This window comes from Pseudoalteromonas sp. PB2-1, assembly GCF_045040605.1.
GTDB lineage: Bacteria > Pseudomonadota > Gammaproteobacteria > Enterobacterales > Alteromonadaceae > Pseudoalteromonas > Pseudoalteromonas arabiensis.
Window position 1 is genome coordinate 2,241,900 of sequence record NZ_CP090667.1, and the last position, 26,256, is coordinate 2,268,155.

A 26,256-nucleotide genomic window follows, 5' to 3' on the forward strand; every position below is an offset into this window, starting at 1 on the left:
ATACATCATACTTGTTGTCATGCTGTAAAAGATCATGGATTACTTTATTCAATACTCATGAGGGTTTTGAATGTTCTACGTAAATCCCATGGCTTACATAGCTCTATATTACGCGTTTCGCACCACCTCAATATTGCCATGCGAAAGTCGAAACGTGTGCAACGCCCTGCTGACCATATCGATAATGAATCAATCAGGTATCAATATGATGGGTGTTATAAAGGGATTGATGTTTCTTTTATTAATTTTTCTGTTCGCTTGATTGTCGATTCAATCTAAAGTCCTCTAATTATTAAGTATATGATGGTAATTTCAAAAATAACCGATTAAATCAGCTTACTTTGATCTAATGTACAAACTCGTTCAAACAAACACAGCAGTAATTACTGTTTTATCCTTGTTCCCCTCTTGATAATTGCTTGTTCTAGCGCTACTCTAAAAGAGGTGGTCTGACCTCTATTAAGGAATAATCAATGACTCTCATATTTTTACTAGGTTTACTCGTGCTGCTTAGCGTTGCGAGTTACCACAGATCAAGCTGGAATACCTGTTTAGGTATTGCCATTGCGACTTTACTTGTTGGCACATTTGCTGGCGCGTTTGGCGCAATTAGTTGGCTACTATTCTTACTTATTGCTGTGCCACTTTCTGTGACTAGCATTCGTCAACAATACATCATTAAACCAATCTTTGCTGCGTTTAAAAAAGTAACACCGACTATGTCGGATACTGAAAAAATCAGCCATTGATGCTGGTACTACATGGTGGGAAGCGGATCTATTTTGTGGCCGTCCTGACTGGAACAAATTACATCAGTACCCTGCTCCGAAATTAACAATCGAAGAGCAAGCGTTTATTGATGGTCCAGTTGAAGAAGTATGTAGCATGCTAGATGACTGGCACGCAACACACGAACTAACTGATTTACCGCAAGATGTTTGGCAATACCTAAAAGATAACAAATTCTTTGCCATGATCATCAAAAAAGAATACGGCGGTTTAGAGTTTTCTGCTTATGCACAATCATGTGTACTGCAAAAGCTAACCAGTAAATCAACGTTACTATCTTCTATCGTAGGTGTACCTAACTCGTTAGGCCCAGGTGAGCTACTTCAGCACTATGGTACTAAAGAGCAAAAAGATCATTACTTACCTCGCCTTGCAAGTGGTCAAGAAATTCCATGCTTTGCTTTAACATCACCAGAAGCAGGTTCTGACGCAAGTGCAATTCCTGATTACGGTGTTGTATGTAAAGGTCAATGGAACGGTGAAGAAGTTGTCGGTATTAGCCTAACGTGGAACAAGCGTTACATCACTCTTGCCCCTGTTGCGACTGTACTTGGCCTTGCATTTAAACTACAAGATCCAGACGGTTTACTTGGTGAAGACAAAGAACCTGGTATTACCTGTGCGCTTATCCCAACAGATACTCCAGGAGTAGAAATTGGCCGTCGTCACTTCCCGCTAAATGTTCCATTCCAGAATGGTCCTACTCGCGGTAAAGACATCTTCGTACCACTTGATTACATCATTGGTGGCCCGAAAATGGCGGGTCAAGGCTGGCGTATGCTTGTTGAATGTTTATCTGTTGGTCGTGCAATCACATTGCCGTCTAACTCAACAGGTGGCATTAAAACAATTGCGCTTGCAACAGGTTCTTACAGCCGTATTCGTCGTCAATTCCGTTTACCTATTGGTCAAATGGAAGGTGTTGAAGAGTCATTAGCAAAACTGGCAGGTTACGCGTACAGCTCTGATGCAGCTGTAAGCATGTCTACAGGTGCTGTTGACCTTGGTGAAAAGCCATCGGTTGTATCTGCGATTATCAAATATCACTTAACTGAGCAAATGCGTGAAGCAACGATTCACGGCATGGATGTTCACGGTGGTAAAGGCATTATGCTTGGTCCAAACAACTACCTAGGCCGTGGTTACCAAGGTGCGCCAATTGCAATTACCGTAGAAGGTGCAAACATCTTAACGCGTAATATGATCATCTATGGTCAAGGTGCGATTCGCTGTCATCCATTCGTGTTAACTGAGCTAGGTGCTTGTGCGATTGAAGACCGTGAAGAAGCACTGTCAGTATTCGATAAAGCGTTAATGGGCCACATTGGCTTTACTATTTCGAACCTAGTTCGTACTAAGTGGTTAGCCTTTACTAATGCTCGCTTCACAAGCACACCATACAAAGACGAAACAGCGGAATTCTACCGTATTGCATCTCGTTTCAGTGCGTCATTAGCATTAATGTCAGATATTAGCATGGCGGTATTTGGTGGTTCATTGAAGCGTAAAGAGCGTATCTCGGCACGTTTAGGTGACTTACTAAGTTACTTATACCTTGTATCTGCAACACTTAAACGCTACAACGATGAAGGCCGTAAAAAAGAAGATTTTGCGCTTGTTCAATGGAGCTGCCAAGATCACCTTTACCACTGCCAACGCGCGCTGGCTGACTTAATCAATAACATGCCATCTGCACCACTTCGTGCGATGCTAAAAATCATGTTATTCCCATTCGGTCGTCCTGTTCGTAAGCCTACTGATAAGCTTGAGCACAAACTTGCTCACTTATTACAAGTACCAAGCGAAACTCGTAACCGTTTAGCTAACTACATTTACCTTAAAAACGAGCCGCTTAATCTTGTTGGTCGTCAAGAGCAAACGCTTAAAGACGTACTCGAAGTTGAACCGCTGTTTAATAAGGTATGCCGTGAAAAAGGCGTAAAACTGCCTTTCTTCCAACTTGATAAAGTAGCGCAAATGGGCTTAGAAGCAGGCATTTTAAGCCAAGCCGAAGCCGACAAACTAGCCGCAGTTGAAAAAGCCCGTCTTGACGTTATTAACGTTGACGACTTTGACCCTGCTGACTTAGTTGCTGGTAAAGTTGCTCGTGGTGAAGGCAATAAAAAAGCGGATGCCGCTTAAGCAATAAACATTATTCCAATTGTTATAACAAACCAAACCAGCGCATAATGCGCTGGTTTTTTTTGCGCTAAATATTGCTGTAATACACACCATACTGCCCCAATGGGGATGTAACTCAAGTTAGTGCCAAGCATGCTTATAAGTACCACTAGAGCCACAGCAAAAAATATAAGGCTGGGTAAAAACTGGCTTATGTAAAACTGCTTGCCTAGGTTGGCACTTTGAAAAAATAACCGGTATTTATTAAAAACGGCCAAGCAATCGAACTGCAGCGAGCTTGTTAGCAACACGCATACTGAAAAACCCACAGCTTGTATCAAGTCACTAAAGTCACTACGAACTGCAATTAGCTGTAATAAAGCGAGCAAGCATGCTAGCAATACTGAGCCACGCCATATTAAGCTCCAGCTGTTCTGTAAAAAGTAACTAAGCCAAAATAAGGCAAGCGAGTGTACTTTTAACTTATGACTTATTCTCACAGGGGGAATTAAAGTCGAACAGCAGAAAATAGCTACAAAACCCAAAAAGTATTGCAGCGAAGTTAAACTAACAGGCAGTAATACCAATACAGAACTGAGTAATAAACTATAAAAAAGTGCACAAGGCCTATAAAGAACAAATACCCCGCAAAACCATTGCAACAACATGAACAAAAGGAAATGAGGCACTTGTAGCCATTGCTTTAGCGATAGATCCATTGCTATTAATAAACTCGCAATAAGCCAAGCATTACTTAAAAATAGTAATTTGCAGTCAACACACACTCGCCAAGAAGATTTAAATAAACTGCGCTGAAATGCCCTGTTTTGCGCATTTTTAATAGCTGGGGTCATGGCCCATAACATCGCCGATTCAAGTAAAAGATAAACCACTGCTAATTTTGCACCGTAAGCGGGAGCTGCATAGCTATCAACTATTTTTCCAAGCCCTAAAAACAACAGTAAAACCAAACCAAGAAATGCAGGACCTAGTACGAGTGCGAACAGCAAGCTAAAACTCTTTAGCTGAGACAGCATACTTTTAAGGGTAGTCGTATATGCTAGATATCGAAAAGAGAGAAATGAGATGTATCTGGCAAAGTAGTCAATCATAATGATGAACACTCAAAACCGTGCTGTAAAAATACCTCCGGTTCATGGCTTGTTATGATGATCTGCCCATTAGGTTTATCATTGAGGTAGTCATCAAGTAAAGTCAGTAAAAATCGAATGCTTTCTTGGTCTAATGCTGCACTCGGTTCATCTAACAACAAAAATGGGGCTTGCTTTAAAAAAGCAATAATAAGCTGGCACTTCTTTTGATTACCACTCGACAAAGCCCTGAAACGGGTGTTCAGATGCTCATCAAACCTAAATCCAGTAATAAGTTGCTCTGGCATTTCTTTCTTTAACGCCTTGCAACTAAGTTCAATAATTTGTCGCGCGGTTAAAAAATCGGGCAGCGCAATACGGTCACTGGCAATCGAAACATAATTTTGAACAGATTCTATTGTTTCACTATTGAATAAAACATACCCTGATTGTGAACTTTCGAGGCCTGCAATGATCATCAGTAATGTTGTTTTGCCCTTGCCATTAGCTGCTTGTAAACAAGTTTTTTTGCCGTTGAACTGCTTATTATAATTTTTAAAAACTTGAGCCGAAGCGAAACGCTTATTGAGGTCTTTAATTTCTATCATGATTATTCCTTTAATTCTGGAAAAATACTAACACACTAGTGTCCACATTTAGTTACACGATTTGTAACAAATATCGACGCTCGAAGGCTTGCGTTTATAAATTGAACAAGTAAGACTCTATTGCGGAAAAATAAAAAGGAATAATTACAATGAAACCGAGTTTCCAATTAGCAGCCATTGCTTGTGCGCTCAGCCTTGCATTAGCAGGATGTTCACAGTCAAACCAATCAACAACCAGTACTAACAACCAACAGCAAGTGCAAACAGTTAAACAATATGATGCTGAGACCTTTTTTGATACAACCTCAATTATGGGCAGTAGCTTTTCGCCGAAGGGCGACAAAGTACTAATAAGCAGCGACGAAAGCGGTATTTATAGCTTGTACGAAGTCGATATTAAAACCGCCAAGAAAACCCGTTTAACAGATTTTGAAGACAGTACTTATGCAGTCGCTTATTTCCCTAACGATGAGCGCGTGCTATTTACTAAAGACTCAGGGGGTAACGAGCGTTATCACATCTATGTTCGCGAAACCGATGGCACAGTTAAAGACCTCACCCCTGGTGAAGAAACCCGTGCAGGATTTGCTGGCTTTACTGAAGATGGTAAACACTTCTTTATAACCAGCAACCAACGCGACGCTAAATTTATGGATCTGTACCGCGTTGATACTAGCAGCTATGAAGTGACCCCTGTTTATCAAAATACTATGGGGCTTGATGTCGGTGCAATCAGCCCTGATGGCCGTTTTATTGCTTTATCGAAAAACAATTCTAACAAAGACAGCGATGTATTCATTCTTGATACTCGCAAAAAAACGCTTAAACCTGAACTCATCACTCATCATGACGACGATGCCAAGTTCGGTCCTGAAACCTTCTCAAGGGACAGTAAATCACTGTATTACTCAACCGATGCCAAAGGTGAGTTTGCAGAAATTTGGCGCTATGATTTAACCACTGGCGAGCATAGCCCTGCCCTCAAAGATGAATGGGATGTGAGCTTTATTTATTTCTCTAAATCTGGCCGTTATCAAGTAAGTGGTGTTAATGCGGACGCAAGCACTAAGGTGTCGATAATCGATACCACCACAGGTAAAGGCATTGCTATGCCATCGCTGCCTGCTGGTAATTTACGAGGTGTAAACTTCTCTGCTGATGAAAAAACCATGGCGTTTTACTTGAATTCAGATACCTCACCAAGCAACTTATTTGTGTGGCAACTCGGTGAGTCGAAAGCTAAACAGTTAACTAACACACTAAGTGATGCAATTGATCAAAGTGACTTAGTTGAAAGCACAATTGTGCGCTTTAAAAGCTTTGATGGTTTAGAAATCCCAGGGGTTTTATACAAGCCTAAGCAAGCAAACAGCAACAACAAAGTACCAGCTTTAGTTTGGGTGCATGGCGGTCCTGGCGGACAAAGCCGCACAGGTTATAGTGCGATGCAGCAGCATCTAGTCAATCATGGTTATGCCATTTTTGCAGTCAATAACCGTGGCAGTTCAGGTTACGGTAAAACCTTCTTCCATTTAGATGACAAAAAACATGGCACTGACGATTTACAAGATATCGTTTATGGTAAAAAGCACCTGCAAAGCCTAGATTGGGTTGATGCAGACAAAATTGGCATCATGGGAGGGAGTTACGGTGGCTTTATGACCGCTGCAGCACTTGCCTTCGAACCTGAAGAATTCAAAGTAGGCATCAATATCTTTGGTGTGACAAACTGGGTTAGAACCTTAAACTCGATTCCACCATGGTGGGAAAGTTTTAAAAAGGCGCTGTATGATGAAATGGGCGATCCAGCTACAGACGGCGAACGTCACCGTGCAATTTCGCCACTCTTTCACGCTAAAAACATCACTAAACCATTAATGGTGATCCAAGGTGCTAACGACCCACGGGTTTTACAAGTTGAAAGCGATGAACTTGTTGCCGCTGTAAAGGCAAATGGTGTGCCTGTCGACTATGTGTTATTTGATGATGAAGGCCATGGTTTTACTAAAAAGGAAAACCGCATAAAGGCCTCAAACGCATACCTTGAGTTTTTAAATACCTACTTAGATAAGTAGTAAAATAGTAAAGATTAAAGGCCGGTTTTATACCGGCTTTTTTATGCAAAATACCTGTATATAAGCAAAATTTAGTAGTTCATACAGTACTGTGCAAAACACTGTATAGCTTTAGTGGTAAATTTCTCACCTTTTTCAACCTTCAAAACAAAACCATAACCATAACCAACTGTTTAATAACAACTAAATATTTTTAATTAAAATAAAACTGAACTATTGGTTAAAAAATAGCAAAAAAGTACTTGCGCAAAAACACTGTATAAACTACTGTATACACATACTGTATAAACAACCAGTGAGTGAAAGTTATGTTACAGCCAATTACATTAAGAACAGTTAAAAGCTACCAACAAGATAACGACAAAGCGTCTGTTAATTTAATTCAAATTGAAGACGAAATATCAGCAACCTTTGAGCTATTAAAAGTATTGCATCATTACAATAGCCAAAATGCATGGACACTATTAATTGCCCCTGATCATGTTCCTAGCAAAGCATTATTAGATTCATGTTCGATTGATACCAGCAAACTACTTGTGATCAGACAAAAGCATTTAGTTAACCTTGAGTACGTACTTAGCTCAGCATTACATAACGGTAACTTTGCTGCTGTGATCACATGGACAGATATTGTAAACAACCACCAACTAGATGCTATGAATTTAAACCTTGAGCAGGCATCTGCTAAGTTTTATTGTTTTACAAAAAGCGCCCAATTAAACAATTTAGTACCCCAGCCACAATAGGCTTGTTAAAATAACAATTTATAGTTTTAGGTAAGTTGTTATGACATCACTCACACACTCCCTTTGTCCTTGTGGCAGCGAATTGACTTACGAGCTTTGCTGCCAGCCATTTCATACAGGCGCAAGCCAAGCTGATACTCCACAGCAACTTATGCGTTCTCGTTTTAGTGCTTACGCGCTAAAAGATGCAAAATATGTATTTAGTACCTATGCACAAAGCCAACAAGCCGCTAACTCGGTTCGCGAAATCAAAGATTTTGCTAATAGCTGTCGTTTTACCAAACTAAGCGTTTTAGATACTGAATATAACGAGCAAGAAGGTTTTGTAGAATTTAAAGCAAATTACTTTTACCAAAACTTGTATTGTGAGTTACACGAGAAATCGCGTTTTATTATAGAAAATGGACTATGGCGTTACCTAGATGGTGATATAACGCCCGTTGCAGATATTAAAATTGGCCGTAATGATGAATGCCCTTGCGGTAGCGGCAAAAAATATAAAAAATGTCACGCAATTTAAATCATGGCTAATCACTTTTTATATAGCCAATCTAAACCTTGACTGGCCGTTGTAGGGAAAGCCGTTGCGTGGTGGGCATGTGGAATAACAAATAAATTTGTCATCACGTGTTCGCCACTTTGCTTATTAATTTTATCTACTAATTGTTTAGTACCAGAAACCATTTTTTCACCTTCACTCTCTTCAAGCTCACCCACTGCGATGTAAACTTTTGTAGTGTTGGTAGCTGGTTTTACAGCCATAGCTAATATTGAGTTTTCTTTAAACCACACTGATGGGCTGCCCAGTATATAGCTTGAAAAAAGCGTCGGCTCGGTAAATAAGGTATAAGCAGCAAACAGGCCCCCTAACGAATTACCGACAAGCGTCTTTTGCGTGCCAGTTCGATAATGTGCGTTAATATAAGGGATAACAGTCTGTTTTAAGTAATTTAAATGTTGCTTTGCGCCCCCTGTAGCACGTTTCCACGTCTTATCAACAAACGGTGTGTAATCATGAATTCGGCTATCGAGCCCAGATATGCCCTTTTGATAACCAACAGCAACAAGAATTACCTCTTCAATAGAGCCTGAATTCATCATAAAGCGGCTGGCACCAGAGGCTATGGGTAAATTGTAATTGGCATCTAACAGATAAACCACTGGGTAACGTTTCTGGTTTTGCTTTTGATAGCTACGAGGCAGTTTGATAGTAATGGGGTATTCGTTTTCTGTATGTTTATCTTTTAGCAAAACTGTATTAGTGCGCGGCAAAGTATAGGGTTCAGCCCAAGTGGTAAAGCTTGTCCCAAAAATACAGAACATCAAAATAAAAAGTATATTAGGCATCGTTAATCCTTTAGCCATTTCTTAACGGGTAACACCCACTCATCTTTTGGCTTATAAAATGCGCCATGAGAGAGTCCTGTATTAATGCTTATTTCTTCGAACTTAGTGGCTTCACTCCTATCAATTAAAAATTGGCAAGAGCCAACCTGATCTGAACGTTCAAAGATTGAGTAAACCTTACCGTATGCCCTAACTGATGGATGCTTTTTAATTAAACTGGCACACCCTGCTAATATAATTAAGTTGATATTTGTGCGTTTAAGTTCATTGGCTGCCAGTATCGATAATGCCCCACCCCGTGAAAAACCAACTAGACTAATATGCGACTCAGGAACACCTGCATTTAATAAGATGTCGACATCAGCAGCTAGCTTTTTAGCAAATAAAAATGGGGCCGTGCCTTTTTTTCGGTGGTATGCAATTAAGTTATAGGCTGGATCTGCTAGTGCTTTTTTAATTGCAGGAAAATCATAAGTGCCATATTTTGGATGGCGTGGACGAATGTGCTCACCTTCGACGATGTAACCATGAGAATAAAAAACATAATGCTCATTGCTATTGAAGCTACTAGGAAGCTCATCATAAATCGTATTTGCTTGGACTTGGCATCCGCAAATAACGAGCAGTAATAAAAAACAGCGCATACTAATCCATAGCTAGGCAATAAAAATGGGCCATAAGGCCCACTCTTAGATTCGCTCGTTTGACGTTTACTCTTCGTCAAACTCTTGTAATTGTCGCTGTGCAGGACGCGCTAAGATTTCAACATAAAACGTCATAAGTCCTTTGGCTTCAATATCGCTAATGCATTTGTTGATCTCTGCCACATGCACAACCTGAGCATCTTCTGCAGATTCGCCAAACTTACAGTCAAACGCCCAATAATCAGCCCCTTCAGGAAGTGTTTTGTTGCGTTCACGTTTTAAGTATTTTTTTACTTCGTGTTTGGCTGCATCAACCATACGAGGATATTTGATTTTCTCATGGTTAAGCGTGAATGTTTTTTTCATTATGGTCCTAATAACTTGATTCAATAGTCATGGCATAAAGCCACTAGGTCGCATTATAACAAGCACATTTAAAATTAGCTGTAGTTTTTAATAATACGCTTAAATTTATCTATATTACCTATTGTAGCGTACAAGAAAGTTATGACAATTGAATTAATTGTTTAAGCTGTCGCTAAGTACAAAGGCTGATGAATTGATTCGTCTTTTAAGCCATCATAAAAAGCCGCTGCATCCATTTGTGGTCGCTCTGTAACACTATTATTAGTGTAATGACGCTTTCTAACCGCAGGTTCGCAATTATCAATGACATTTAACGGCACATGGCATTTATCATCACGAATTGTCAGTGGTTCTGGGTTTAAACATTGACGTAAACGTATGTCTGTAAGCCCACCACTTAGAAGACGGAAAGCATTTTGCTCGCCAATTAGCATATCAAATTGCTCTGGTGCTAATGCTTGCTTTGGTCCCGCTCCTAATTCATTACGTAGCGCTTGCTCGGATATTTGGGTGTTAGCTAACTCTGATTTTGGGAGATGAAACTGACTAAAGTCGAGCACATCATGAGAGAGCATTGCCAATAGTAGAGCAAATTCTCCACTGCGTTGCTCATGAACACTTTTATTAAGACGATTATCAAGTTGACTCTCATTGAGTAACAAACCATCAATTTGCATAGACTTTAGCCGAATAGTTTCAAGATTAATCAGTTATCGGCATTAATCCATTTTTCTTTAGTTTTTTTCTTTACTTAAATAATCAGTTTGCTATTATCAGCGCCGTTGCATTGGAGGGGTTCCCGAGCGGCCAAAGGGATCAGACTGTAAATCTGACGGCTCAGCCTTCGCTGGTTCGAATCCAGCTCCCTCCACCACTTTTCTACGCTCAGTTAAGTGGGGCCAAATGCAATAACAATTAGTGTGGAGGGGTTCCCGAGCGGCCAAAGGGATCAGACTGTAAATCTGACGGCTCAGCCTTCGCTGGTTCGAATCCAGCTCCCTCCACCACTTTTCTAAACGACTTCTCTTTATATCTATTTTTTATTATCTCATTGCCATCGTAACTGACTACCGTTTACTTTTAACCACTGACTTGCTTTTTTATAATCAGGGTAAAAGCGACTCACACGCTGCCAAAATACAGAACTGTGATTCATATATTTTAAATGCGCAAGTTCATGAACAATTACATAGTCGATTACCCACGTTGGCGCACAGGCTAAGTGTAGGTTGAAAGTTAACTCTCGACGTTGATTACAGCTCCCCCAGCGACGTTTATAATGTTGCACTTTTAACTGTTCTGGTAAGGCCTCCTGCATTTTTAAGCAGTAGTCGTGAATACGCATTTCAAGGTAGCTCTCTAGCTTGTGATGTAAAAAGTCTTCCAGTAATGACAAATATTTACTCTCTGTATTCTTTACACGTGATGACACTGATAAGCTCAACTCACTTGAGCGTTCATTTTGTTGCCAGTGACTACTTTTGCCTTTATTAAGTTTAATTGCTAACGGTTGATTAAATAAGTTTATTACGCCCGTTTCCAATGGCAACTGCCGCATTTGTGCTTGTGACGCTTGCTTAGCAATTTGTGCTTGTACCCAGTCTTTTTTAGATACGAGCCAGGACTCTATATCACCTAGTGGTACAAAGTGCGGCGCGTAGACTGTTAGCTGCTGCTGAGCTACTTTAATCGCTACTGTTTTCCTACGTTTACTGCGTTTTAATGTGTAATCCAACAAAAAATAAACCAATTCAATGCATAAAATCTTGGTATTACATTTTACCCTGTAAAATACCTGCTAATCTATAAATATGACTAACAAATAAGTTTTCATTCTTATGCCTGATAAACCCTGTTGTAGTTATACCTCTCCCACAGGAAAAAAGTGCCAAGAAACTGATATGGGATCTGGCTTTTGTTTTTGGCACGACAATAAATTTGATAAGTCTGGGCTTGAACTAACGCAGAAATTGGAGCGTTACGCTAAAAAAGGTGGGTTATTACAAGGCTTACAATTACAAAGAGCTAACTTATCTGGGCTTAACTTAATTAAGCAAGATGATGAAGAAGGTTATGATCTCTCCTACTGCAATTTTTACCGAGCAAACCTATCTGGTGCACATTTATTCAATAATAGAATTGCCAATGCCTCACTCATGAAAGCAAATTTACATAATGCGAGCCTGCATTACTGTGATTTGAAGGACACAAACTTGCTTGGCGTTAAACTCAACGATAGCCGCATCGATAATATTGATTTGGGAGAAAAGTTATTACAAGAATCGCAAGCAATTAAAGCGCGAAAAAATAAACAACATAGTCAAGCACATGATCTATTTGAACAATCCGAAGAGATTTATCGAAATCTTCGTAAAGCATCGGAACATCAGGGCCTTTTTGAACTCGCAGGTAACTTTACTTATAAAGAACTTCGCATGAGACATGCACAGTACCCCAAAGGTTCTACAAAGCAAATTACCTCCAGCTTTATTGATATGTTATGTGGGTATGGCGAGAAGCCTGAAAATGTAATTCGCTTTAGCTTATCACTGATAGTCTGTTGTGCTATTTGTTATTTTTTATTTGGCGTGAGCTATGACAATACTGTTTTGCAATTAAACTTTGATAATTCCTTTTCACAAAATTTATCAGCACTTTTAAATAGTATTTATTTTAGTGTCGTTACCTTTACCACCTTAGGCTATGGAGACATCACGCCTATTGGCCTTTCAAGACTTATAGCGGCTATTGAAGCATTTTGTGGTAGCTTTTCTCTTGCATTGTTTGTGGTGGTATTTGTAAAACGTATGACGCGCTAGTGAACGATAAACGAGCCTTGATGTTTTTTTGCTTCATACATTTTTTTGTCTGCACGATTAATTAGCTCCTCGGCATCAACCGTGCTATCGAGAGGGGCAGCAACCAAACCAAAACTTAAATGAAGTTCTGGATAACGGGCTTCGAATGATGCTATTAGCTTATCGCAAATGATAATTGCATTTTGTATTTCACAGTCAGGTAAAATCATACAAAACTCATCTCCGCCATAGCGGCATGGAATATCGATTTCCCTAATATTTTCATGAAGATATTGTCCTATATATTTCAGCACTTCGTCCCCTTTTAGATGGCCTTGAGTATCATTTACTGCCTTAAAGTTATCTAAATCAAAATACACAATGGTTAAAGGTAGTTTATGTCGTCTGGCTCTTGCGAGGTCTCGCTGTAACAGCTCTTGCATTACTCTACGATTATATAAATTGGTTAAAGGATCTAATTTCGCTAATTTTTCAAGCTCTTGTGTGCGCTGTGCCACCTTTTCTTCTAGCCCTTTAGCATAAACCTCGGTACGACGTTTTGCATTTTCTATTTCACCGACAAGGCTATCAATGTAAGTATCGAAAACCAGCGTGGTATCAAAGTAAATCAATTTATCAACTGTTTGCAATGTTAGACTAAGCTCAGCTTGATCAATTATTGTTGTTCGCAAAACCTCAAAAATTATTTCTTTGAGCGTACACACTGCCGAAAGGTATAGCTTAGGTTCAACACCAATCCGTTTATGCACCATACCAATACGCAGTCGGTTATTTACATACTCGTGTTCATAGCGTCCACAAAATAAATCAATAATGTATTGTCGCTGTGCATCTCTTAGCCTAGTCAGTGTATCCGCATCACCAATCAGTAAAGATATTTCGTCGACTTCGGTTTGTTTTTGGTAAAACTCATTAACCATATTCTCAATTGATGACTCAATCACCGCTTTATAATTACTCAAAGACTTTAGGCTCTGCGGGGTGAGGCCAAGAAGGCTCATTCGATGCTGAATTTCAACATCGTTTATGTGCATTTGTTCTACTAATGTCTGCTCAGTTCTACGCATAAAGGACCTATAACTACACAACTGTTAATTAAATATAGCTAATGAAATCAAACCTACGTACTCACATAGTAGGTTTTTCTCTAAATTCATGTAGATTTGTATTAGACTATAATGATATGCAGCGATATTGAGTTATTATGCTAGCGAAATTTTTTATTACTGACCAAAATCCAAACTTAATTATTAGTGGTGTGTATGACCCGAGTTTAGTCATCCTCTCAATCGCAACGGCTATATTTGCCGCTTATTTTTCACTTCACTTAATTGATCTAGCAGACAGAACCCGCTTTGACTCCTATAAAAAGCTAAGTAATGCAACCAGCGCATTAATACTCTCGGGTGGTATCTGGAGTATGCATTTCATTGGTATGCTGGCTTTTTCGCTGTGTACTAAAATAAGCTACTCCCCTGGGCTCACCTTCTTCTCATTTGTACCTGCCTTTTTAACCTGTTACACGGGTATGTCTTTTTTACGTAACAAAGCTGCCAGTCATATTCCTCATACCGTAAAGCTACTGATAAGTTCTGTACTGTTAGGTGCTGGCATCGGCACGATGCATTACACTGGTATGGCAGCAATGGAATTAAGCCCTTTACTTCGTTACGATCCACTATGGTTTGCTGCCTCTATCGTTGTTGCTGTGCTACTCTCTTTTATTGGTTTGTATGCTCGTTTTCATTTAAGAGATCATGTTAAGCGTCTCAGTCAATTACAAAACCGTGTCATCTGCGCCATCATTTTAGGCTTAGCCGTTGCGGGAATGCATTATATGGGAATGGCTGCCACACGGTTTGTCGCAACCTCGCCCTTCCTTTCTGAAAACCAAGATAACTCGCATCTGATTTTCATTGCCGTGAGTGTTTCATTTGCAACCGTGTTACTCACCGCTATCGTCGGAATTATTAACGGTATGATCCGTTATCGTATGCTGTTAGCTGAAAAATCAGCAGAGGAGTCTCGCTTAGATGCCATATTGAGTACCGCTATAGATGGTATTGTCACCATAGATATTAAAGGCACTATCTTGAGCTTTAATAAGTCGGCAGAGAGCATTTTCGGTTGGAACCAAGAAGAGGTACTAGGCAAAAATGTTAAAATGCTCATGAATGACGACATTGCCAATCAACATGATGGCTTTTTATCTAACAGCGCAAATCATGAATTGAAAAAAGTTATCGGCGTAAATCGAGAGGTATGCGCAAAACATAAAGATGGCCACCAATTTCCAATTCGCTTGGGCCTTGGCGAAGCTAAGCAACCTGATGCAGAAACATTATTCGTAGGCTTCATAACCGACTTAACAGAGCAGCGCGCGCTACAAAAGAGTTTAGAGGAAAAAGAACAGCAATATCGCACATTAATGAATAACACACCTGGCGCTGTTTTTCGCTGTTTATTAGACGATCATTGGAGTATGTTGTTTATAAGTCCAAGAGTTATGGACTTAACAGGTTATAGCCACCAAGAGTTTGTATCTCAAGCCATCACTTTTTCAGACATCATCAATAAAGACGACGAAGCTCATATTTCAGAAGTAATGGCCGAGGCTATTGCTAAGAATAATCAATACGCTGTTGAATATCGTATTCGTCACCGCAGTGGTAAAACAGTGTGGGTTCTAGATCAAGGCTCTATCAACGAAACCGCCGATGCTGATGAAAAGTGGATTGATGGTGTACTGGTAGACATTACAGATCGCCATGAGTATGAAGAATCCCTTATGCAAGCGAAACATGAAGCAGAAGCCGCTGCCCAAGCCAAGCAATCTTTCATGGCAAATATGAGCCATGAGATCCGCACACCGATGAACGCAATTATCGGTTTTAGCGATATATTAATGGACAGTCCACTTAATAAAGAGCAGCAAAAACATATTGTGACCGTAAATAGCTCAGCACGTTCGTTGTTACATTTACTCAATGATGTACTCGATTCAGCCAAGCTAGAAAAAGGCAAACTTGACATACACTACGAACATTTCAATCTGCAAGCCCTACTCGACAATATTGTTTCAACTTTTTGGCTTGAGGCAAAAAGGAAAAACCTGCTACTTGATTTAAGAATTGCGGATAATATTGCGCCGGTCTACTTAGGTGATGAAGCTCGTTTACGCCAAGTTTTAAATAACCTTATAGGCAATGCTATCAAATTTACAGAATCAGGTTCTGTTACTATTAGTGTTAGTAAAACTCAAAATGAGCACCTGTTTTTTGAGGTTCAAGATACCGGTATCGGCATCGCAAAAAGCCGACTAAAGGCAATATTTCAGCCATTTGAACAAGCAGATGGCACTATGACCCGTCGTTTTGGTGGGACAGGCCTTGGCACAACAATCAGTAAGCAGCTCGTCGAGCTTATGGGCGGAACGATAAATGCTGTTAGCACAGAAGGAAAAGGAAGTTGTTTCTTCTTTACCCTTGCACTGAGCGAAGGTGACATTGATAAAGTAGATAACCTGAGTAACAACCCGTTTACGCTACCGCCACTACGTATAATGGTGGTTGATGATATAGAACAAAATGTTGAGTTACTTAATATTTTGCTCTCTCAGTCAGGACATACCGTCACCACTGCCAGTGATGGTTTAGCAGCTATTGAGCTATTTTTGCAGCAGGATTTTGATGTCATTTTAATGGATATTCATATGCCTGAATGTGACGGCATCACTGCCACTAAAAGAATTCGCGACATTGAACAACAAAAACAGCATAAAAAGACACCGATAATCGCCCTCACAGCCAGCGTTTTACAGCAAGATAAGCTAACGGCTAAACAGGCAGGCATGAACGGTTTTGCAAATAAACCTGTCGATATTCAACAAGTAAATCACGAAATAGCCAAGGTACTTGGCCTTGAGATCAAGGCAATTTCAAATCAAAGTACACAACTAGAAAAACAGCATATTAATTACGCGAAAGGCATTCAAATGTGGGGCAGCAAGGAAAAACTCAATACTGAAATAAGTGCATTCCTTGCTAACCATAAAAACAGTGTTCTACGTTTAAAAGAAGGCACACTGGATAAAAAAGAGCGGCAAATGATTTTGCACACTTTAAAAGGTGTTGCAGGGAACTTAACATTAACGAACCTAGTATATTTACTGTCTCAAGTAGAAAAAACAATAGATCATAGCCAAGCTCAATCACAATTAGCTGCATGCGAAACAGAATGGCATACCCTGTTGGCAATGGTTGAACAAACGAAGGATGATAACACTGATAATCAATTAGATGATGAAGTAGCTATCGATGATTTTTTACCTTTGATTGACACATTACAAACGCAAGCACAGCATGCTGAAATAGATGATGAGCTACTTAGTCAAGTGTACGCTCTTGCACCGCACAGGTATAAAGAAACCGTTGCTGACATTTGCAAACACTTCGATAATTTCGACTTTGATGCAGCCAACACTGTATTAGCGAATTTAAAACAGAGTATCACTGAACATAAGGAGTTATCATGAGCCACATTTCCGAACGTGAAAGAATTCTCGTCGTGGACGATGAACCTGCAAATTTAAAAGTGATGCGTGAAGTTCTTGGCAATGATTACAGGTTGTCATTTGCTAAATCGGGTGAATTAGCCTTACAACTCATTGAAAATGAACCACCCAAACTTATTTTACTCGATATCATGATGCCTGATATGAATGGTTTTGAAGTATGTAAGGTTTTAAAGTCTAATCAACACACTGCACATATTCCTGTTATTTTTGTGACTGCACTTGCACACGAGCAAGACGAGTCTGAAGGGTTTGCGTTAGGTGCAGTTGATTACATCACCAAGCCAATTAGCCCTGCAATTGTGCGTGCACGCGTTAAAACACACTTATCACTTATTCAAGCTGAACAACTTCAATTAGCGCATATTGATCTTATTAATCGTCTGGGTCGTGCTGCCGAATATAAAGATACCGACACGGGTGAGCACATTGCTCGTATGAGTCGTTATAGTAAAGTCCTCGCATTAGCATATGGCATGAGCGAATACCAAGCAGAGCAGTTAAGGCAAGCAGCTCCCATGCATGATGTAGGGAAAATTGGTATCCCTGATTCGATACTGTTAAAGCCAGGTCGTTTAGATGCCACAGAGTTTGAGCATATGAAACAACATGCGATCATTGGTGCAAAAATACTTGAAGACTCACCCTCTCCCCTGTTACAACTCGCGCACAAGCTTGCTCTTGAGCACCACGAAAAATGGGACGGAACAGGTTATCCGTATGGTTTAAAAGGCGAAGAGATCAGTATTGAAGGTCGAATAGTGAGTATTGCTGATGTATTTGATGCACTTACCTCTGTGCGCCCTTATAAAGACGCTTGGCCAGTTGAAAAAGCGGTAGAGCTACTAAAAGCTGAATCAGGCAAACACTTTGACCCACAACTCATCGATTTATTTATTGGTCAAATTGATTCTATCATCGAAATTAAAAGTACTTATTCTCGCTAAAAAGCGGTTTAAAGGTCTTATTCAAGACCTTTTTTAATCCCCTCGTAATCATGAGAGGTGATTTCATGGCTGTTGCCAGCACAGTCTTTAAAGTACATAGAGTAAGTCACGTCATGATCAGCAATCACCGTTTTAATATCGAACTTTGATAAATGCGAAAGCCATGCTAGAAATTGCGCCGCGTTTACACTAAAAGCAATGCCTTTACTGTTTCCTGATGCTTCAAATAACGCCAGACGAATCGTTTTTGCTTGATCTTCAAGCGTTAATGGGCCTTTTCCCTCATCCCAAAACGCAAGCTCTGGTACCACAGAAAAACCCAACACATCTCGATACCATGTCACAGCTTGCGCCAAATCATCAACATTTAAGTGGCAATGATCCACCCCGTTTAGCAAAGGAACTGCCATTGTCATTCTCCAATCTCTGATTTAAGCTGCTCTAAAAAGGCCTGCATATACTCTGTACGTCTATTCGCTTCATCTTTCGCGGAGGGGGTATTCATGCTCTCACTGATGTGTAATAGCTTTATAAAAAAGTGATCTAGGGTATATTTGCCATCGTCTGGCTCGCGATTTAAACAAAATGGATCATCTTTATGGTAAAGATAGCGGCCAATAGAGCCGCCCACTTTCATACAGCGGCTAACGCCAATAGCACCGAGTGCGTCCATTCGATCTGCATCTTGTACTATTTGTGCCTCAACACTTTGAACAGCAATATTTGCGCTAAAACTATGTGCCGCTATAGCATGGTGAATCGCATTGAAATATTGCTCTGGGTAATTTATCGAGCTGAGAAAGCTTAACGCTTTATCCGCCGCCATGGTCGATGCTTTTGAGCGATCAGGGTGATTTTTTGCCACCGCTACACAATCATGTAACCATGCAGCCGGTAGAACAATCTCCATACAGGCCTTTTCAGCAATGCATAACTGTTTTGCAACTCGCACCACTCGCTCAATGTGGCTAATATCGTGTGCCACATCGGCATGGAGTAAAGATAGAATAAAATCTCGACATTGAGTTTCCAGTTCTGCAAAGTCTATTTTTGGCTGCATAAAGCGGCTGTTACCATTAACTGATTGAAATTATGCTTACTTTACCGTGGTTACTGGATTTGTTCAAAACATTCATTGTATGTTTGCCGGTGCTTCATTAAACTATGCCCCCTTTTATTTGACGCGAGAATCCCTATGTCATCTGCTATTTACCTACAAGCTGGACGAGAAAAATCATTAAAAAGAAAGCACCCTTGGGTGTTCTCTAAAGCCATCAAAAAAGTAAAAGGTAAACCAGGGCTAGGCGATACGGTTACTATTTATGATAATGACGGTAAATTTCTCGCAATAGCAGCATATAGCCCACAATCACAAATACGCGCACGTGTGTGGAGCTTTGACCAACACGAAGTTATAGACCAAGCCTTCTTCGAAAAACGTCTTCGCCGTGCTTATGATGCACGCCAGCAAGTGATCAGCGAAGGTGGCCTAACAGGCTTTCGTTTATGTGCTGCTGAGTCTGATTATCTACCTGGTATCACCATCGACAAATTTGATAACGTACTAGTATGCCAATTACTGAGTGCAGGTGCTGAGCGTCATAAAGGCGAGATTGTAGCAGCGTTAATGACTATTTTTCCAGGTTCTGATATCTACGAGCGTTCTGATGTAGACGTGCGCACTAAAGAAGGGTTAGATCCAATAAAAGGCGTGCTTTGGGGTAACCCCCCGACTGAGCCTGTGCTCATCGAAGAGAATGGACTAAAGCTTGAAGTAGATATTTTAGAAGGTCATAAAACAGGCTTTTACCTAGATCAACGTGATAGCCGTGCAGCCCTTGAACGCTTTTCTAAAGATAAAACCGTTCTCAACTGCTTTAGCTACACGGGCACATTTTCGCTCTATGCCTTACGAGGCGGCTGTAAACATGTGACCAATGTTGATGTATCACAACCTGCACTTGATACAGCTAAGCGTAATGTAGAGCATAACAACCTTGATCTAAATAAGGTCGACTTTGTTAAGCAAGATGTCTTTAAGTTACTACGCCAATACCGTGATGAAGGTAAACTATTTGATACCATTGTAATGGATCCACCTAAATTCGCCGATAATAAAGCACAGCTAACCGGTGCATGTCGTGGTTATAAAGATATCAATATGATTGCGATGCAAATTCTAAAACCAGGTGGAACATTACTCACTTTCTCGTGCTCTGGTTTAATGGAACAGAATTTATTTCAAAAAGTCGTGGCTGATGCAGCCCTCGATGCAGGAAAAGAGCTGCTCATCATGGAGCGATTAAACCAAGCAGCTGACCACCCTATTGCTGGCAGCTACCCAGAAGGTTTTTATCTAAAAGGCTTGATATGTAAAGTTTACTAGGCACTAGTTAAAACTGATAATTTCAAGCCCTGCACTCAAGGAGCCATCTGGCTCCTTGGTTGCTCTAATAACTTTGGCTGTTGCATCAAATGATGTGATTGACGTGCTCGTTGAAGCAATAAGTACGCGGAACATGCAACCTACTTCCACTACGTCATCAAGGTTGACTGCAAGTCCTGTGGCACTTAAATCTGTACATGTTGCCTCTATTTCACTCCCACTTTCTAAAGGGATGAGTTTTGCGGGTGTGTGGATTTGCATACGTCTAAAATCGCGTTTTTCATCATGAAACATAAATAATCCTTCCTAAACCACTGTTTTTATTTTCTCAATGAGTGTTTTCACAGAGAAAGGTTTTACCACATAAGCGTCGCAACCAGCCTCAAAGCCTGCTTTTTGCTCAAGCTCTGACTCTAAACCTGACACCATAACCACTGGAATTTGCTCCGTTTCTGGTGTGTTTTTTAATAGCCGACATGTATCATAGCCATCCAGCCCTGGCATACAGACATCTAATAGAATTGCATCGGGCGGATCAGCAATAGCAGATGATAAACAGGTCGTGCCTGAGTTTGCATAGCTTAAAGAAAACTCGAGGCCCAGTGATGCTTTGAGCATTTCGAAATTAAAATACTCATCATCCACAACTAAAATTTCAAGCTGTTGCTTTCTTTGTGAGCGCTCGGGAACAGCAATCGGTTTTTCCTTTTCAATGCCCACATGACCTCCTTAGTTAATGTCTGTGGTTTATACGTGCAATAAAGCAAACTTTATTGCACATACACGCCTATAATGAATTATAACTCAGATTCTTTAATTGCGTTTAAAACTCGCTTTGCAGATACAGGATAAGGCGTCCCTAATGTTTGTGCAAATAAAGAAACGCGTAATTCTTGTTGCATCCAAAAAAGCGTTACAATCTCTTGTGGTATTGGCATCCCCTTTGGAATTTTATTAGCGAGTTTTTGATATTGCTCAGCCACTTTTTCAAGCTCAAGAACACACAAACGATCACGATTAGGATCAACGGGCAATTTCTCTAAACGTCGCTCTATTGCTTTCAAATATCGAATTAAGTCCGTCATTTTAGCTGCGCCATGTTGACTAACGAATCCCTTGAAAACGAGGCTTTGTAGCTGTGCTTTAATATCACCATGCGCTGTGATCATGGTTAAATCAACACGCCCTTTCATGCGCTTATTAAGTCCATGAGCAATACTTAACACTTGTTCAACCTGCGTGGCAATTTCTACAACCGTGTCGCCAAGCTCACCACGAATTTTCTCCTTGGCTTGTTCAAACGCCTGCTCAGTACGAATATTGCCGTACTTAATTAGTAAGCTATCAACAGCGGCCGCAATACAGTCATCAATTAAATCATTGACCTTACCAAACGGATTAAAGTACAAACCAAGTTTCGACTTATTTGGTAGGTTTTGTTGTAAGTATTTAATCGGAGATGGCACATTTAAAAGCACTAAACGACGCAAGCCTTGTTGATGGGCTTGTTGTGCTTTTTGTTCGTTATCGAACAACTCAACGGCTGCGGAGTCTTTTTTATCAACCAAAGCAGGAAACGCCTTGATTTCATATTGACCTTGCTTTTTAACATAGGAAGAAGGTAATTCACCAAAGCTCCACTGTGTTAAGTCCGTCTTCTCTATGCCTTTATCAGCTACTTTCGATAAGGTATCGGTTACTTTACCTTGAAGCTGCGCTTTCAGCTTTTCTAAATTTAGTCCACGAGCAAGTAACTTATCGTGTTCATCACGTACTTCAAACTGTAAACGTAAATGTGGCGCGAGCGTTGTTAAGTCCCAGGCATCAGGGTCAACGCGCACCCCTGTCATACGCAATAAACGCGTACTTATGGCATCCAGTAAATTGCCCTGCATTGGCTCAATTGCCGCAAGTACAGCATCGGCGTAGTTTGGGGCTGGTACAAAATTACGGCGTAGTGTTTTTGGCAATGACTTAATTAATGCGCAAATAAGTTCATGTCTAAACGCAGGGATATGCCAATCAAAGCCGATTTCTTGAACTTGATTAAGTAACGCAACAGGAATTTGAACCGCTACACCATCAACCGCTTGCCCTGGATCAAAATGATAAGTCAGCGGCAATAATAAATTATCTTGTTGCCATGTATCAGGGTAATCAAACTCGGTGACATGATCAGCGCCATGCTGCATTAGCTCATCACGTGACATATGCAAAAAGCGTATATCTTTTTGCTTTTGTCCCTTCCACCATTTATTAAACGCTGCACGATTATTTACATCCGCAGGAATCTTTTTGTCGTAAAACTCATACAGGGTTTGCTCATCAACGAGAATATCGCGACGGCGAGACTTATTCTCTAGTACCTGAATATCGTCAATAAGCTCTTGGTTGTACTGTAAAAAGCCTTCATTTTGACCGAGTTCTTGTTCAACTAAAGCGCTGCGAATAAACAGCTCTCTGCTGACTTTAGGATCAATGTTGCTGTATACGCAGCGGCGTTTATTAACAATGAGCAGACCATATAATGTTTGCTGCTCAAAGGCGATAACAGCCCCTGGTTTTTTCTCCCAATGTGGCTCACTGTAGCTGCGCTTGACTAAATGCTGCGCAAAGCCCTCAACCCATTTCAGGTCGATACGGGCATTGATACGGGCGTAGAGCTTACTTGTTTCCACCAGCTCTGCAGCCATAATCCACTTAGGACTCTTTTTAAATAACGCTGAACCCGGAAAAATATGGAACTGACTATTACGTGCACCTTTGTACACTTGTTTTTCGTCTTTAAAGCCAATATGACTTAGCATACCGCTTAATAGCGACTGATGAATACGATCGCTGTCAGCTACGTTCGTCGTGGCTTTCATGCCCATTTCATTACACACAGTAGAAAGCTGATAAACAATATCTTGCCACTCACGAATACGCATATAAGCTAAAAAGTCTTTTTGGCACAGCTTTCTGAATTGACTATTGCTTAACTCACTTTGCTGCTCTTCAAGGTAATTCCACAGATTTAAAAATGCAATAAAGTCTGAGTCAGGATCATCAAAACGGCCATGTTTTTCATCGGCTGCGCCACGCTTTTCTTGCGGTCGCTCACGTGGGTCTTGGATTGACAGTGCCGCAACAATAATAATTACTTCGCGAAGAGCGCCAAGCCCATCCGCTGTAAGCACCATTTTTGCTAAACGGGGGTCGACAGGTAACCGAGTTAAACTACGTCCTGATTTAGTTAATTCTGTTTGTTTATGGCGCTTAGCGGGTTTAACTGCTTCAAGTTCTTCGAGTAAGGTTAAACCATCATTGATGTTACGACTGTCTGGCGCTTGTACAAACGGAAACTGCTGCATGTCCCCGAGGCCAAGACCAAGCATTTGCAAAATAACCGAGGCTAGATTAGTACGTAAAATTTCTGGGTCAGTGAATTCTGGTCGTGAATTAAAATCATCTTCGCTGTATAAGCGAATACAAATGCCCGCTTCAATACGACCACAACGGCCCTTACGCTGGTTGGCACTGGCTTGTGAGATTGCCTCTATTGGTAAGCGTTGTACTTTAGTACGGTAGCTGTAACGGCTAATTCGTGCAGTACCTGGGTCAATAACATAACGAATACCAGGTACAGTCAGTGATGTTTCGGCCACATTTGTCGCTAAAATAATGTGGCGGCGAGAGTGAGGAGCAAATATACGGTTTTGCTCGGCGTTCGAGAGCCGCGAATATAAAGGTAATACGTCGGTGCCCTTTAAGTTACGCTTTGATAACGCATCAGCTGTATCGCGAATTTCACGCTCACCATTCATAAAAATTAGGATATCACCGGGGCCTTCTTCACACAGCTCATCAACGGCATCAAAAATACCTTGCAACTGGTCGCCATCGGCTTCCATCTCATCTTTATTAATATCTGTGGTTGGGCGATAACGCACTTCCACAGGGAAAGTACGTCCCGATACTTCAATTATCGGCGCGTCATCAAAATGTTTCGAGAATCGTTCCGGATCGATAGTGGCAGAGGTAATAATGACTTTGAGGTCGGGGCGTTTTGGTAATAAGTTCTTTAAATAACCCAAAATAAAATCAATATTAAGGCTACGCTCGTGCGCCTCATCAATAATAATCGTGTCATATTGGTTTAAATAACGATCTTGTTGGATTTCAGCCAATAAAATACCATCGGTCATCAACTTGATATAACTGTTGTCTGAAACCTGATCACTAAAACGAATTTTAAAACCGACTTGCTGACCAAGCTCGCATTGCATCTCTTCTGCGATACGGTTAGCAACGCTACGAGCTGCCAAACGCCGCGGCTGTGTATGGCCAATATAACCCTCAACCCCACGGCCTAGCTCTAAGCACATTTTCGGTATTTGTGTCGTTTTACCTGAGCCGGTTTCACCTGCAATGATCACCACTTGGTTATTGGCAATCGCCTGTTTAATATCCTCTTTCTTTTGGCTAACAGGCAGCTGTTCAGGGTAAGTTACTGTTGGTATGGCTGCTAACCGCTGAACACGCAGTTGTTGCGAACGGGCAATATCTTCTGCGATTTTTTGCGCTATGTTCGCTTGCTTTGTTTCATCGTTGATTTTTTTGATGCCATGCAGGCGTTTTTTGAGGATGAATTGATCTTTGCGTAAGCATGTTTTTAATTCGCCGAACAGCGGACCTAGGTTAACCACCCGATACCCTTATATTTATCTACTTGTAGACTGCGTATTGTAACAAACAATTTATAGCCAAACTACTTGAGCGCGCGAGAATTAAACGCACTCAAAAGAATTTGCATAGCGGGTTATTTAACTCGCTCTGTAGGAATAGGCATGGCACATACATCAATATAATTTGCACTTTGCACAAACCATTCGCCCATCCGGTTTTTACGCGCTTCAATCAATTCCACAAATGACGATGAGTCAGTTCTCATTACTCTAAACTGGCTTGTATCTTCCTCACTAATATCAGCTAACACTTGCATGTCAGTGATCGGATTAAATACTTCACCTTTTGTGGGCGTTCGACTCAACAAGTTAAAATGCTCCATCCCTTCCAGAACACGACCAAACACCGTTGTGTTTCGGTCTAAATAACGCTGCGCGTTACCTATCGTTACATAAAATTCGGTTCCGCCGCTATTGATATCATTATCGCGTGCCATCGCAAAAATACCAGGACAATGAGTCTGCCAAGTTTGTGTTTGCGCTTCATTCTGAGCAACGGCAAAACCATTTAAAAAGCCTGTTTTTGTGGCATAGCCGTCAGGGTCTTGAAGCTGAGTAATGGATAACGGTTTTTTTGTTTGGTAATAAAATTCGGCGGGAAGAGCTGTTTTTGCTGTTTTGGGTGTTTTTGTTTCGCTTGAATCTCCCCCTTGCGCGACAAAACCTTCAACAAAGCGGTAGACATTCAAGCCTTTATAAAAACCTTCTCTGGCGAGCAGTTTCATATTTTCTGCGTGCTTTGGGGCGAGCATTTCGTTTAACTCTATATACGCCGCCCCAGTTGGTAAGGTGAGTTTAAGAATGTTGTTTGCTGATACTGTTCGCCACTGTGACTTATCAGCCGTTTTAATAATATCCGCTGCCGAGCGCTTTTCAACTTGCTCAGCAGCGTGTAAAGAGACAGGTAAAAGTGTGCTAAAACACACCGTTAATAGAGTTAGTTTCATTGTTATTATCTTTTAAGTTGTTGACAACTCAGCCTATTAACTTCTGCTTTATTACGCAAGTAAAAGTGTA

General features: G+C 40.7%; 21 protein-coding genes, 2 tRNA genes and 1 pseudogene. 10 read left to right on the top strand and 14 right to left on the bottom strand.

What is annotated here, in order from left to right; all coding sequences use genetic code 11:
- The first annotated feature begins 473 nt into the window (after positions 1 to 473).
- A pseudogene (gene fadE / locus L0Z67_RS10485) lies at positions 474 to 2,931 on the top strand (acyl-CoA dehydrogenase FadE).
- On the opposite strand, the gene L0Z67_RS10490 reads toward fadE, so the two are convergent.
- Positions 2,928 to 4,022, bottom strand: a complete 1,095-nt coding sequence (locus L0Z67_RS10490) for a DUF6136 family protein (RefSeq protein WP_405127998.1) — start codon at positions 4,020 to 4,022, stop codon at positions 2,928 to 2,930. The pseudogene fadE and the gene L0Z67_RS10490 overlap by 4 nt on opposite strands.
- Complete coding sequence (locus L0Z67_RS10495; protein ID WP_062569388.1) at positions 4,019 to 4,609, bottom strand: ATP-binding cassette domain-containing protein; 591 nt, start codon at positions 4,607 to 4,609, stop codon at positions 4,019 to 4,021. Before L0Z67_RS10495 ends, L0Z67_RS10490 begins: the two co-directional genes overlap by 4 nt.
- 149 nt (positions 4,610 to 4,758) lie before the next feature.
- On the opposite strand from L0Z67_RS10495, the gene L0Z67_RS10500 reads away from it, so the two are divergent.
- From L0Z67_RS10500 to L0Z67_RS10510, 3 genes are all read left to right on the top strand, one after another.
- A complete protein-coding gene (locus L0Z67_RS10500) occupies positions 4,759 to 6,684 on the top strand; it encodes a S9 family peptidase (RefSeq protein ID WP_062569389.1) in 1,926 nt (641 codons plus the stop codon).
- A gap of 308 nt (positions 6,685 to 6,992) precedes the next feature.
- Positions 6,993 to 7,430, top strand: a complete 438-nt coding sequence (locus tag L0Z67_RS10505) for a SulA-like leucine-rich domain-containing protein (RefSeq protein ID WP_062570020.1) — start codon at positions 6,993 to 6,995, stop codon at positions 7,428 to 7,430.
- Positions 7,431 to 7,470: 40 nt separating this feature from the next.
- Positions 7,471 to 7,950, top strand: coding sequence for a YchJ family protein (locus L0Z67_RS10510; RefSeq protein WP_237114213.1), 480 nt, complete (start codon positions 7,471 to 7,473; stop codon positions 7,948 to 7,950).
- Between the two features lie 11 nt (positions 7,951 to 7,961).
- On the opposite strand, the gene L0Z67_RS10515 is transcribed toward L0Z67_RS10510, so the two are convergent.
- From L0Z67_RS10515 to L0Z67_RS10530, 4 genes are all read right to left on the bottom strand, one after another.
- On the bottom strand, positions 7,962 to 8,777 hold the full coding sequence (locus L0Z67_RS10515; RefSeq protein ID WP_237114214.1) for an alpha/beta hydrolase: 816 nt from the start codon (positions 8,775 to 8,777) through the stop codon (positions 7,962 to 7,964).
- A 2-nt stretch (positions 8,778 to 8,779) separates the two neighbouring features.
- Positions 8,780 to 9,421 carry an alpha/beta hydrolase gene (locus L0Z67_RS10520; RefSeq protein WP_237114215.1) on the bottom strand — a complete coding sequence of 214 codons (642 nt, stop codon included), beginning with the start codon at positions 9,419 to 9,421 and terminating at the stop codon, positions 8,780 to 8,782.
- Between the two features lie 66 nt (positions 9,422 to 9,487).
- The gene (locus L0Z67_RS10525) at positions 9,488 to 9,787 is read right to left on the bottom strand and encodes a DUF6172 family protein (protein WP_062570016.1); all 300 of its coding nucleotides are present in this window, start codon (positions 9,785 to 9,787) and stop codon (positions 9,488 to 9,490) included.
- Between the two features lie 161 nt (positions 9,788 to 9,948).
- Positions 9,949 to 10,464: a VC2046/SO_2500 family protein gene (locus L0Z67_RS10530; RefSeq protein WP_237114216.1), complete on the bottom strand. Its 516-nt coding sequence runs from the start codon at positions 10,462 to 10,464 to the stop codon at positions 9,949 to 9,951.
- Between the two features lie 112 nt (positions 10,465 to 10,576).
- Here L0Z67_RS10530 and L0Z67_RS10535 point away from each other — a divergent pair.
- Positions 10,577 to 10,661: transfer RNA gene (locus L0Z67_RS10535), tRNA-Tyr, on the top strand.
- A gap of 48 nt (positions 10,662 to 10,709) precedes the next feature.
- Positions 10,710 to 10,794: transfer RNA gene (locus tag L0Z67_RS10540), tRNA-Tyr, on the top strand.
- Between the two features lie 41 nt (positions 10,795 to 10,835).
- Here the strand turns inward: L0Z67_RS10540 and L0Z67_RS10545 are convergent.
- Positions 10,836 to 11,522 (bottom strand): M48 family metallopeptidase, encoded by a 687-nt coding sequence (locus L0Z67_RS10545; protein WP_237115261.1) that lies wholly within the window; start codon positions 11,520 to 11,522, stop codon positions 10,836 to 10,838.
- A gap of 103 nt (positions 11,523 to 11,625) precedes the next feature.
- Here L0Z67_RS10545 and L0Z67_RS10550 point away from each other — a divergent pair, with 103 nt between their 5' ends.
- Positions 11,626 to 12,606, top strand: a complete 981-nt coding sequence (locus L0Z67_RS10550; protein ID WP_405127999.1) for an ion channel — start codon at positions 11,626 to 11,628, stop codon at positions 12,604 to 12,606.
- Here the strand turns inward: L0Z67_RS10550 and L0Z67_RS10555 are convergent.
- On the bottom strand, positions 12,603 to 13,673 hold the full coding sequence (locus tag L0Z67_RS10555; protein WP_062570012.1) for a GGDEF domain-containing protein: 1,071 nt from the start codon (positions 13,671 to 13,673) through the stop codon (positions 12,603 to 12,605). The two genes, L0Z67_RS10550 and L0Z67_RS10555, sit on opposite strands and share 4 nt — an antisense overlap.
- 137 nt (positions 13,674 to 13,810) lie before the next feature.
- Between L0Z67_RS10555 and L0Z67_RS10560 the strand changes: the two genes are divergently transcribed.
- Together L0Z67_RS10560 and L0Z67_RS10565 are read left to right on the top strand one after the other, a co-directional pair.
- Entirely contained in the window at positions 13,811 to 17,140 is a 3,330-nt protein-coding gene (locus tag L0Z67_RS10560; protein WP_405128000.1) for a PAS domain S-box protein, read from the top strand.
- On the top strand, positions 17,137 to 18,126 hold the full coding sequence (locus tag L0Z67_RS10565) for a two-component system response regulator (protein WP_405128001.1): 990 nt from the start codon (positions 17,137 to 17,139) through the stop codon (positions 18,124 to 18,126). Before L0Z67_RS10560 ends, L0Z67_RS10565 begins: the two co-directional genes overlap by 4 nt.
- Before the next feature lie 17 nt (positions 18,127 to 18,143).
- On the opposite strand, the gene L0Z67_RS10570 is transcribed toward L0Z67_RS10565, so the two are convergent.
- Together L0Z67_RS10570 and L0Z67_RS10575 are read right to left on the bottom strand one after the other, a co-directional pair.
- The gene (locus L0Z67_RS10570) at positions 18,144 to 18,536 is read right to left on the bottom strand and encodes a VOC family protein (RefSeq protein WP_062570009.1); all 393 of its coding nucleotides are present in this window, start codon (positions 18,534 to 18,536) and stop codon (positions 18,144 to 18,146) included.
- Between the two features lie 2 nt (positions 18,537 to 18,538).
- Positions 18,539 to 19,186: an HD domain-containing protein gene (locus tag L0Z67_RS10575; protein WP_405128002.1), complete on the bottom strand. Its 648-nt coding sequence runs from the start codon at positions 19,184 to 19,186 to the stop codon at positions 18,539 to 18,541.
- 135 nt (positions 19,187 to 19,321) lie between these two features.
- Here L0Z67_RS10575 and L0Z67_RS10580 point away from each other — a divergent pair, with 135 nt between their 5' ends.
- A complete protein-coding gene (locus L0Z67_RS10580; RefSeq protein ID WP_405128003.1) occupies positions 19,322 to 20,512 on the top strand; it encodes a class I SAM-dependent methyltransferase in 1,191 nt (396 codons plus the stop codon).
- 3 nt (positions 20,513 to 20,515) lie between these two features.
- Here the strand turns inward: L0Z67_RS10580 and L0Z67_RS10585 are convergent, their stop codons facing one another.
- The 4 genes from L0Z67_RS10585 to L0Z67_RS10600 all read right to left on the bottom strand — a co-directional run bounded on the left by L0Z67_RS10585 (position 20,516) and on the right by L0Z67_RS10600 (position 26,186).
- Positions 20,516 to 20,806, bottom strand: coding sequence for a PilZ domain-containing protein (locus tag L0Z67_RS10585; protein WP_405128004.1), 291 nt, complete (start codon positions 20,804 to 20,806; stop codon positions 20,516 to 20,518).
- A gap of 12 nt (positions 20,807 to 20,818) precedes the next feature.
- Entirely contained in the window at positions 20,819 to 21,226 is a 408-nt protein-coding gene (locus L0Z67_RS10590) for a PleD family two-component system response regulator (protein ID WP_267145289.1), read from the bottom strand.
- 83 nt (positions 21,227 to 21,309) lie between these two features.
- Positions 21,310 to 25,200 carry an ATP-dependent RNA helicase HrpA gene (gene hrpA / locus L0Z67_RS10595; RefSeq protein WP_405128005.1) on the bottom strand — a complete coding sequence of 1,297 codons (3,891 nt, stop codon included), beginning with the start codon at positions 25,198 to 25,200 and terminating at the stop codon, positions 21,310 to 21,312.
- A 113-nt stretch (positions 25,201 to 25,313) separates the two neighbouring features.
- Positions 25,314 to 26,186 (bottom strand): peptidylprolyl isomerase, encoded by an 873-nt coding sequence (locus L0Z67_RS10600; protein ID WP_405128006.1) that lies wholly within the window; start codon positions 26,184 to 26,186, stop codon positions 25,314 to 25,316.
- Positions 26,187 to 26,256: the final 70 nt, after the last annotated feature.